Annotated in this window: 9 protein-coding genes; 6 read left to right on the top strand and 3 right to left on the bottom strand. The window is 68.7% G+C overall.

Features of this window, described 5'->3' with window-relative positions:
- Positions 1–165: 165 nt before the first annotated feature.
- From AWC02_RS02670 to AWC02_RS02660, 3 genes are all read right to left on the bottom strand, one after another.
- Complete coding sequence (locus AWC02_RS02670; RefSeq protein WP_207567981.1) at positions 166–687, bottom strand: hypothetical protein; 522 nt, start codon at positions 685–687, stop codon at positions 166–168.
- A 134-nt stretch (positions 688–821) separates the two neighbouring features.
- The gene (locus tag AWC02_RS02665; RefSeq protein ID WP_085126969.1) at positions 822–1,004 is read right to left on the bottom strand and encodes a hypothetical protein; all 183 of its coding nucleotides are present in this window, start codon (positions 1,002–1,004) and stop codon (positions 822–824) included.
- A gap of 23 nt (positions 1,005–1,027) precedes the next feature.
- A complete protein-coding gene (locus AWC02_RS02660) occupies positions 1,028–2,509 on the bottom strand; it encodes an amino acid permease (protein WP_085126967.1) in 1,482 nt (493 codons plus the stop codon).
- A gap of 156 nt (positions 2,510–2,665) precedes the next feature.
- Here AWC02_RS02660 and AWC02_RS02655 point away from each other — a divergent pair, with 156 nt between their 5' ends.
- The 6 genes from AWC02_RS02655 (at position 2,666) to AWC02_RS02630 (ending at position 9,357) form a co-directional block, all read left to right on the top strand.
- On the top strand, positions 2,666–3,826 hold the full coding sequence (locus AWC02_RS02655) for an FAD-dependent oxidoreductase (protein WP_085126965.1): 1,161 nt from the start codon (positions 2,666–2,668) through the stop codon (positions 3,824–3,826).
- A gap of 23 nt (positions 3,827–3,849) precedes the next feature.
- The gene (locus AWC02_RS02650) at positions 3,850–5,124 is read left to right on the top strand and encodes a cytochrome P450 (protein WP_419179195.1); all 1,275 of its coding nucleotides are present in this window, start codon (positions 3,850–3,852) and stop codon (positions 5,122–5,124) included.
- A 176-nt stretch (positions 5,125–5,300) separates the two neighbouring features.
- The gene (gene dnaK, locus AWC02_RS02645) at positions 5,301–7,148 is read left to right on the top strand and encodes a molecular chaperone DnaK (RefSeq protein ID WP_085126961.1); all 1,848 of its coding nucleotides are present in this window, start codon (positions 5,301–5,303) and stop codon (positions 7,146–7,148) included.
- Positions 7,145–7,774, top strand: a complete 630-nt coding sequence (gene grpE / locus AWC02_RS02640; protein WP_085126959.1) for a nucleotide exchange factor GrpE — start codon at positions 7,145–7,147, stop codon at positions 7,772–7,774. Before dnaK ends, grpE begins: the two co-directional genes overlap by 4 nt.
- A gap of 21 nt (positions 7,775–7,795) precedes the next feature.
- On the top strand, positions 7,796–8,989 hold the full coding sequence (gene dnaJ / locus AWC02_RS02635) for a molecular chaperone DnaJ (protein ID WP_085126957.1): 1,194 nt from the start codon (positions 7,796–7,798) through the stop codon (positions 8,987–8,989).
- On the top strand, positions 8,986–9,357 hold the full coding sequence (locus AWC02_RS02630; protein WP_085126955.1) for a heat shock protein transcriptional repressor HspR: 372 nt from the start codon (positions 8,986–8,988) through the stop codon (positions 9,355–9,357). Before dnaJ ends, AWC02_RS02630 begins: the two co-directional genes overlap by 4 nt.
- Positions 9,358–9,370: the final 13 nt, after the last annotated feature.

The raw sequence follows: 9,370 nt of genomic DNA, 5'->3' as shown, positions 1-9,370 counted from the left end.
GGCCCATGGGCGCCGGGGGCGGGCCGGGCGGCTGCGGGCCGCGCTGGGAGTAGGGCATGGACCGAGTCTGGTCCTCGCCGGGTTTGCCGGAACCACCTGAAGATCCGAAGCGCGCCATTTCACCGATCGTAACGGAAAGCCCTGGCAGGCGACTTGGACGAGAGATCAGAAGGTGTCGACGTTATCGATGCTGACCACCATCCCGTGGCCGGTGCGGTCGTTGGTGAACCGGGTGCCGTCGATATCGGCATTGATCGTCCACCCCTGCGCCCGGTAGGTCAGGTAGTCGATGGTCACGACCGGAATATCGCCCAGGTTGCCCAGCACCCACTGCACGGTGCCGTCGGCGCTGACGCTGACGCCGTTGGCGTGCTGCCCGTCCTTGAGGGGGGAGTTGGTGAACTCCGCCTCGCAGTCGACTTGCGGTGACGAGATCTGGCAGCGGGTCCGCCCGGATTTCGTCTCGATGAAGACGTAGCCGTTGTCGTCGGGCGGCAGCGGGATGGCATCGGCCGGCTGGTTCGGCGTCGCCGACGGGGTCGGGCTCGGGGGGCTCGACGGCGTCGTGGTGGTCCGGGGCGGCCGCAGCGACGGCTCCGGCGGGCCACCACCGCCCGGCGCTGCGGTCGGGTGACCGTCGACGGTGGTGCTGCAACCCGCCAGCAGCAGTGCGGCCGCCAGCGTCAGCTTTACGACCGTCGGGGGCTTCGCCTGGTCTGGTGCTCGCACTCATTCCCTCGCTGACATGTAGTGCGGCTCAGCGTACGCACCCAGTGACTGCCGTGGCTGTAGTGACTCGCGGTGCCACGGTGGCGCGGCGGTCAGGAAAGGTCGCGGAAGGCCAGTACCGCACCGATGGCCGCCAGCACCGCCGCGAGCGCATATCCCGCGATCGACCACCAGCCGGCGTGCAGGGCCGCGGCGACGGCGACGATCGCGATGGCGCTGAAGACCAGCACCATTCCGTACAGCGGGGGCTTGGCTGCGTAACGGTTGCGGGTCATGGGATCGGGCCTTACTACTCGTCCTACTCGTCCGGATCGGGCGGCACGGCCGCGGGCCGAGCCTGATCGTGCTCCGGCGTTGCAAGCGCGGCCGCGGCCTGGACCCGACCGCGCACCAGAAACCAGCCGCCGAACAGTGCCGGGGTGCCGATGAGCAGCACGCCCCAGACAAACGGGCCGCTGCGCTGGTCGAACAGCATCAGAACCAGCACGCCGGCCAGGAATACCAACGTCACGTAGCCGCTGTAGGGCGCCAGCGGCATCCGGAACGACGGCCGCTGCATGACGCCCGCATTGGCGAGTCGGTGCAGCCGCAGCTGGCAGGCCACGATCGTGGCCCAGGCCGCCATCACCCCAACCGCGGCGATGTTGAGCACGATCTCGAATGCCTGCCCGGGGCGCACCGCGTTGAGCACCACGCCGAACAGGCCGACCGCGCTGGTCAGCAGGATGCCGCCGTAGGGCACCCCGTTCTTCGACATCTTGGCGGTGAACGCCGGCCCGCTGCCGTTGACCGCCATCGAACGCAGAATCCGCCCCGTGGAGTACAGGCCCGCGTTGAGGCTGGAGAAGGCCGCGGTCAGCACCACCAGGTTCATCAGGCTGCCGGCCCCGGTGAAGCCCACCTTGGAGAAGAAGGTGACGAAAGGGCTCTGGTGCTCCTTGAACGCGGTGTAGGGCAGCAGCAGTGCCAGCAGCACCACCGAGCCCACGTAGAAGATCGCGATGCGGGCCACCACCGAGTTGATCGCCCGCGGCATGACCTTCTCGGGGTTGGGGGTCTCCCCGGCCGCGGTGCCCACCAGCTCCACCCCGGCGTAGGAGAACACCACGCCGGACGTCACCAGCACCAGGGGCAGCAGGCCCGTGGGCAGCAGCCCGCCGTTCTCGGCCAACAGGTGCAGGCCGGTTTCCTGGCCGTCGACCTGGTAGCGGCCGCCCAGGAAGATGGTGCCGACCACCAGGAAGGTCAGCAGCGCGACGACCTTGATCAGCGCCGCCCAGAACTCCAGCTCACCGAAGAGCTTGACCGAGATCAGGTTCATCGACAGCACCGCCAGCAGCGCGATCAGGGCCAGCGTCCACTGCGGAACCACCCCGAACAGGTGCCAGTAGTGGAAATAGCTGGCGATCGCGGTGGTGTCGACGATCCCGGTCATCGACCAGTTCAAGAAGTACAGCCACCCCGTCACGTAGGCGGTCTTCTCCCCGAAGAATTCCCGCGCGTAGGACACGAATGATCCCGAGGTCGGCCGGTGCAGCACCAGCTCGCCGAGCGCACGCAGGATGAGGAACGCAAAGACGCCGCACACCGCGTAGACGATGAACAGGCCCGGTCCGGCCGAGGCGAGCCGGCCGCCGGCGCCGAGGAACAGCCCGGTGCCGATGGCGCCACCCAGGCCGATCATCTGCAACTGCCGGGGGGTCAGGTCTTTGTGGTAGCCCTCGTCCTCGCGGGCCAGTGCGGCGGGAGAAGCCGGCTGCGGGGCGGGGGAAAGTGACATCGCTGCGAGGGTAACGCACCGGGATTGCCGATCCGGATCAAAACCGTGGCCACGGGCACCACCCCGCCGCAGCGGGCCCGAGCCCGGGTGCCATGGTGATCTGGTCAGGGAGGTGCACGTGGCTGCGATCAGATGCGGTGCTGCGGGGTCGGGCTCATGAGGCGGCGCATCGCCGTCGTGGGTGCCGGCATAGCCGGGCTGGCGACCGCGGTCGGGCTGCACCGCGGCGGGCATGACGTCACCGTCCTCGAACAGCGCACCGACACCTCATCAGGGGCCGGCATCAGCATCTGGCCCAATGCGCTGGCCGCCCTGGACCACCTGGGCCTCGGCGATGCGGTCCGCGCGGCGGGCGGGCGGATCACCGCCGGGGCAGCCCGCTGGCACGACGGGTCCTGGCTGCGCCGCCCGCAGCCCGAGCGCATAGTCCGGGCACTCGGCGAACCGCTCGTCGTCGTGCAACGCTGGGCGCTGCGCGACGTTATCGCCGGCGCGTTGCCGGTGGGCGCCGTCGAGTACGGTCTGGCCGCCACCGAGGTGACGACCACCGGGGAGGCGGTGCGGCTGCACCTTTCGGACGGCTCGGCCCGCACCTTCGATGCCGTGATCGGCGCCGACGGCACGCACTCGGTAGTGGCCCGCCAGCTCAACGGCCCGCTGCAGCAGCGCTACGTCGGCTACACCGCGTGGCGCGGCGTCGCCGCCTACGAGCTGGATCCAGACCTGGCCGGCGAGACGGTGGGGCCCGGCGTGGAGACCGGTCATGTGCCGCTGGGGCCGGGGCTGACCTATTGGTTTGCCACCGAGCGGGCGCCCGCGGCGCAGCGCACGCCCGCGGAGGAGCTGGCCTACCTGCGGGCGAAGTTCGCCCGGTGGGCCGAGCCGCTGCCCAGCATTCTTGCCGCCACCGCCGCGGCCGATGTCCTGCGCGATGATCTCTTCGACCGCAGCCCGGCCAGGCGCTGGGCGCGCGGACCGATCGTGCTGGTGGGCGACGCGGCCCACCCGATGCGCCCGCACCTCGGGCAGGGCGGTTGCCAGGGGTTGGAGGATGCGGCAATCCTGGCCGCATTCGTCGACCAGGCCCCCGACCCGGCGACCGCTTTCGCGCGTTTCGAGTCCTTTCGCCGGCGTCGCGTCACTGCGATGGTGCGAGAGTCGGCCTTGATCGGCAAGGCCATCAACGTGCGGTCGGATCTGCTCAGCAGCCTCATCAGCCGCTCCACGGCGATGGTGCCGGAGTTCGTGATGACGAGGCATCTGGCATCGATCGCCGCGGGCAGGGCGTTCGTGCTGCCCGGCGCCGGTGCGCGCTGATGAGCGGCGTCGCGAAACGTCGGCTGCCGATGATGCTGTGGCTGCGGTGGGCCGTACTGCACGGGCTCCCGCGCGCACTTCTGGCCGTGCAGGCGCGGCGGGGAGAACCGATGGCACGCCTGTTGGTCGGCCCGCTGCGCGGCGGCGACCCGGCGCCGTTGATGGAGCAGATCCGCACGCGTGGGCGTCTGACGCGCACGCCGGCCGCGTTGGTGACCGCCGACCATGAGCTGTGCCGAACCATCCTGCGCGACGACAGATTCGGGGCGAGCAACCCGGCCAACATGAATCTGCCCAAGCCCGTTCGCTGGGTGTTCTACCGGACCGATCCCCAGTTGCCGAATCCGGCCGAACCCCCCTCGATGCTCGTGGTGGATCCGCCTGCTCACACCCGCTACCGGCGAGCTGTGGTGCGGGCCTTCACCCCTCGCGCGATCGAGCGGTTGCAGACCCGGATCGTGGAGGCCACCGAGGAGTTGCTGGATCGGGTTGCAGCAGCGGCGCATCCGGACCTGATCGCCGATTTCGCCGCTCCCTTGCCGGCCTTGATCATCGCCGAGATCCTGGGAATACCGCAGGACCAGCGGTCGCAGATGCTCGACCGGGGCGACCGGAGTGCCCCGTTGCTCGATATCGGGGTGTCCTGGAAGACCTTTCGAGGCGCCATGCGCTCGCTTCGAGAAGGCGACCGCGAGTTCGGCGACCACATCGAGCTGTTGCGTGCCGACCCCGGTGAGTCCGTCTACAGCCAGGTGATTCGCGACGGGCAGCTGGACCGGCGCGAGCTGGGCGTGACGGCGTTGCTGCTCGCCGGCGCGGGCTTTGAGACCACCGCCAACCTGATCGGCAACGCAATCTTCCTGTTGCTGCGCCACCCGGATCAGCTGGCGAAGCTGCGCGACGACCCCGGTTTGTGGCCGGCCGCCGTCGAAGAGGTTCTGCGCTACGACAGCCCGGTACAGATGACCTCGCGCAACGCGCTGTGCGACCTGGAGCTGGCGGGGCGCCGGGTGGCCGCCGGCGAGACGGTGGCACTGCTGCTGGGAGGCGCCAACCACGACCCCGGCGTGTTCACCGAGCCGGACCGCTTCGACATCACTCGGGCCAACGCCAAAGACCATCTGTCTTTCAGCAGCGGCATCCACGCCTGTCTGGGCGCCAACCTGGCCCGCATGGAAGCCACCATCGCCCTGCGTGCACTTTTCGAACGCTTCCCCGACCTGCAGCTGGAAGGGCCGCCGACTCGCCGCGGGCTGGCCACCCTGCGCGGATTCCGGCGGATGCCGGCGACCACCTGACCCTGGACGTCAGCCGTTTTTACCCCGGGAACAAATCGGCGGCCCCTCCCGTTGACGCTAGCGATAAGTTGAGTCGGAATCACTCAAGTCCAAGTTGACAGCGAGGCTGTCGAGGGAGGATCGTTGAGCGCAGTCCGCTCAGACTAGGGATTATCGTCTACCAGGGAGGAACCACAATGGCTCGTGCGGTCGGAATCGACCTCGGGACCACCAACTCGTGCGTCGCAGTGCTGGAGGGCGGGGACCCCGTCGTCGTAGCCAACTCGGAGGGCTCGCGCACCACCCCGTCGGTCGTCGCGTTCGCCCGTAACGGCGAAGTGCTCGTCGGCCAGCCCGCCAAGAACCAGGCGGTCACCAACGTCGACCGCACCATTCGCTCGGTCAAGCGCCACATCGGCTCGGACTGGAAAGTCGAGATCGACGGCAAGGACTACACCGCGCAGGAGATCAGCGCCCGCGTGCTGATGAAGCTCAAGCGTGACGCAGAGGCCTACCTCGGTGAGGACATCACCGACGCCGTGATCACCGTGCCGGCCTACTTCAACGACGCCCAGCGCCAGGCCACCAAGGAGGCCGGTCAGATCGCCGGTCTGAACGTGCTGCGCATCGTCAACGAGCCGACCGCGGCCGCGCTGGCCTACGGCCTGGACAAGGGCCACAAGGAACAGACCATCCTGGTGTTCGACCTCGGTGGCGGCACCTTCGATGTCTCCCTGCTGGAGATCGGCGAGGGCGTGGTCGAGGTGCGGGCCACCTCCGGTGACAACCACCTCGGTGGCGACGACTGGGACGACCGCGTCGTGGACTGGCTGGTCGACAAGTTCAAGGGCACCTCGGGCATCGACCTGACCAAGGACAAGATGGCCATGCAGCGCCTGCGCGAGGCAGCCGAGAAGGCCAAGATCGAGCTGTCGAGCTCGCAGAGCACCTCGATCAACCTGCCCTACATCACCGTGGACGCCGACAAGAACCCGCTGTTCCTCGACGAGCAGCTCACACGGGCGGAGTTCCAGCGGATCACCCAGGACCTGCTGGACCGCACCCGCAAGCCGTTCCAGTCGGTGATCAAGGACGCCGGCATCTCGGTGTCGGAGATCGACCACGTGGTGCTGGTGGGTGGTTCCACCCGAATGCCCGCGGTCACTGACCTGATCAAGGAGCTGACCGGCGGCCAGGAGCCCAACAAGGGCGTCAACCCCGACGAGGTTGTCGCCGTGGGCGCCGCGCTGCAGGCCGGCGTGCTCAAGGGTGAGGTCAAAGACGTTCTGCTGCTTGACGTCACACCGCTGTCGCTGGGTATCGAAACCAAGGGCGGCGTGATGACCAAGCTGATCGAGCGCAACACCACCATCCCGACCAAGCGCAGCGAGACCTTCACCACCGCCGACGACAACCAGCCGTCGGTGCAGATCCAGGTCTTCCAGGGTGAGCGTGAGATCGCCTCGCACAACAAGCTGCTGGGCTCCTTCGAGCTCACCGGCATTCCGCCGGCCCCGCGCGGTGTCCCGCAGATCGAGGTCACCTTCGACATCGACGCCAACGGCATCGTGCACGTCACCGCCAAGGACAAGGGCACCGGCAAGGAGAACACGATCAAGATCCAGGAAGGCTCCGGCCTTTCCCAGGAGGAGATCGACCGGATGATCAAGGACGCCGAGGCACACGCCGAGGAGGACCGCAAGCGGCGCGAAGAGGCCGACGTGCGCAACCAGGCCGAGTCGCTGGTCTACCAGACGGAAAAGTTCGTCGCCGAGCAGCGCGGAGCCGAGGGCGGCTCGAAGGTCCCCGAGGACACCCTGGCCAAGGTCGACGCCGCGATCGGCGACGCCAAGAAGGCGTTGGCGGGCACCGACATCGGCGCCATCAAGTCGGCAATGGAGAAGCTGGGTGTCGAGTCCCAGGCGCTGGGCCAGGCGATCTACGAGGCCACCCAGGCCGAGCAGGCCGCCGAGGCCGCAGGTGACTCCGGCGGCGACGACGACGTCGTGGACGCAGAGGTGGTCGATGACGGAGACACCAAGTGAGCCCCGAGGGCGCCGCGAACGGCTCCGACGTCCCGCCGGAGACCATCACCGTCACCGATAAGCGGCGTATCGACCCCGAAACCGGTGAGGTGCGGGAGAGTTCCTCCGGACCGGCCCCCAGTGGGCCGGCTCCGGAGGAGCCGCCCGTCGACGAAGACCAGGACGACCCGCTGGCCGAACTCACTGCGGACCTGCAGCGAGTGCAGGCGGACTTCGCCAACTACCGCAAGCGGGCGCTGCGCGACCAGCAAGGCGTCGCCGATCGCGCCAAGGCCTCGGTGGTGACCGAACTGCTCGGGATCCTCGACGACCTGGATCGCGCCCGTAGCCACGGTGACCTGGAATCGGGTCCCCTCAAGGCGATTGCCGACAAGTTGACCGGGGTGCTCACCGGGATGGGCCTGTCGTCGTTCGGCGTCGAGGGCGATGAATTCGACCCGCAGCTGCACGAAGCGGTCCAGCATGAGGGTGACGGCACGCACTCGGTGATCGGCACCGTCCTGCGACGGGGCTACAAGCTCGGCGAGCAGGTGTTGCGGCACGCGATGGTCGGTGTCATCGACACCGTCCCGGACGCCGAATCGGGCGGGGCCGTTGTCGACGGCGACAACGCTGACCAGAATTGACAGGTAAGGAGGTGACGCGGAATGGCTCAGCGTGAATGGGTCGAAAAAGACTTCTACAAGGAGCTCGGCGTCTCCTCCGACGCCAGCGAGAAAGAGATCAAGAGCGCCTACCGCAAGTTGGCCTCCGAACTGCATCCGGACCGCAACCCGAACAACCCTGCGGCCGCGGAGCGATTCAAGGCGGTCTCGGAGGCCTACAGCGTCTTGTCCGATGAGGCCAAGCGCAAGGAATACGACGAGACACGACGGCTGTTCGCCGGCGGCGGCTTCGGCCGGCGCTTCAACGGCGGCGGCTTCGGCGGTGGCAACTTCGACCGGTTCTCCACCGGCGGCGACGGCAGCGAGTTCAACCTCAACGACCTGTTCGGCGCCGCCGGGCAGACCGGCGGAGCCAACATCGGCGATCTCTTCGGCGGCCTGTTCGGGCGCGGGGCCCAGCAACGGCCCAGCCGGCCGCGGCGGGGAAACGACCTGGAGACCGAATCCGAGCTCAGTTTCCTCGAGGCCACCAAGGGCGTGGAGATGCCGCTGCGCCTGACCAGCGCCGCGCCGTGCACCAACTGTCACGGCAGCGGCGCCCGGCCCGGTACCAGCCCGCGAGTGTGCGTGTCCTGCAACGGATCCGGAGTGATCAGCAGTAACCAGGGCGCGTTCGGGTTCTCCGAGCCGTGTACCGAATGTCGCGGCAGCGGCTCGATCATCGAACACCCGTGCTCGGAGTGCAAGGGAACCGGGCGGGCAGCCCGGACCCGAACCATCAACGTGCGGATTCCGCCGGGCGTCGAAGACGGCCAACGGATCCGGCTGGCCGGCCAGGGAGAGGCCGGCCTGCGCGGCGCCCCCTCGGGCGACCTCTACGTGACGGTGCGGGTGCGCCCGGACAAGGTCTTCGGCCGCGACGGCGACGACTTGACGGTCACCATCCCGGTGAGTTTCGCCGAACTGGCCCTGGGCACCACCTTGTCGGTGCCGACACTGGACGGCAAAGTCGGCGTCCGGGTTCCCAAGGGCACCGCCGACGGCCGGATCCTGCGGGTGCGCGGGCGCGGCGTCCCCAAGCGCGGCGGCGGCCACGGCGACCTGCTCGTCACCGTCAAGGTTGCGGTTCCGCCCAACCTGGAAGGTTCGGCGCAGGCGGCGCTCGAGGCGTACGCGGCGGCGGAGCAGGCCAGCGGGTTCGACCCGCGGGCCGGATGGGCGGGTAACCGGCCATGAGCAAATCGGAGAACTCTCGCACCTTCTTGATCTCGGTGGCCGCGGAGTTGGCCGGGATGCACGCACAGACGCTGCGCACCTATGACCGCATCGGGCTGGTCAGTCCCCGGCGCAGCTCCGGCGGCGGGCGCCGCTACTCCGAGCGCGACGTGGACATGCTGCGCGAGGTGCAGCGGCTCTCCCAGGACGAGGGCGTCAACCTGGCCGGGATCAAGCGCATCATCGAGCTGACCAACCAGGTGGAGGCGCTGCAGTCGCGGATCAAGGAGATGTCGGCCGAACTGGAGATGTTGCGCGCCAAGCAGCGTCGGGAGATCGCCGTCTTGCCCAAGAGCACCGCGGTGGTGGTCTGGAAGCCCCGCAGCTAGCGATTCCCCGCTG

This window comes from Mycolicibacter engbaekii (genome assembly GCF_002101585.1).
Classification (GTDB): Bacteria; Actinomycetota; Actinomycetes; order Mycobacteriales; family Mycobacteriaceae; genus Mycobacterium; species Mycobacterium engbaekii.
This window is presented reverse-complemented; position numbering and strand designations above follow the sequence as displayed.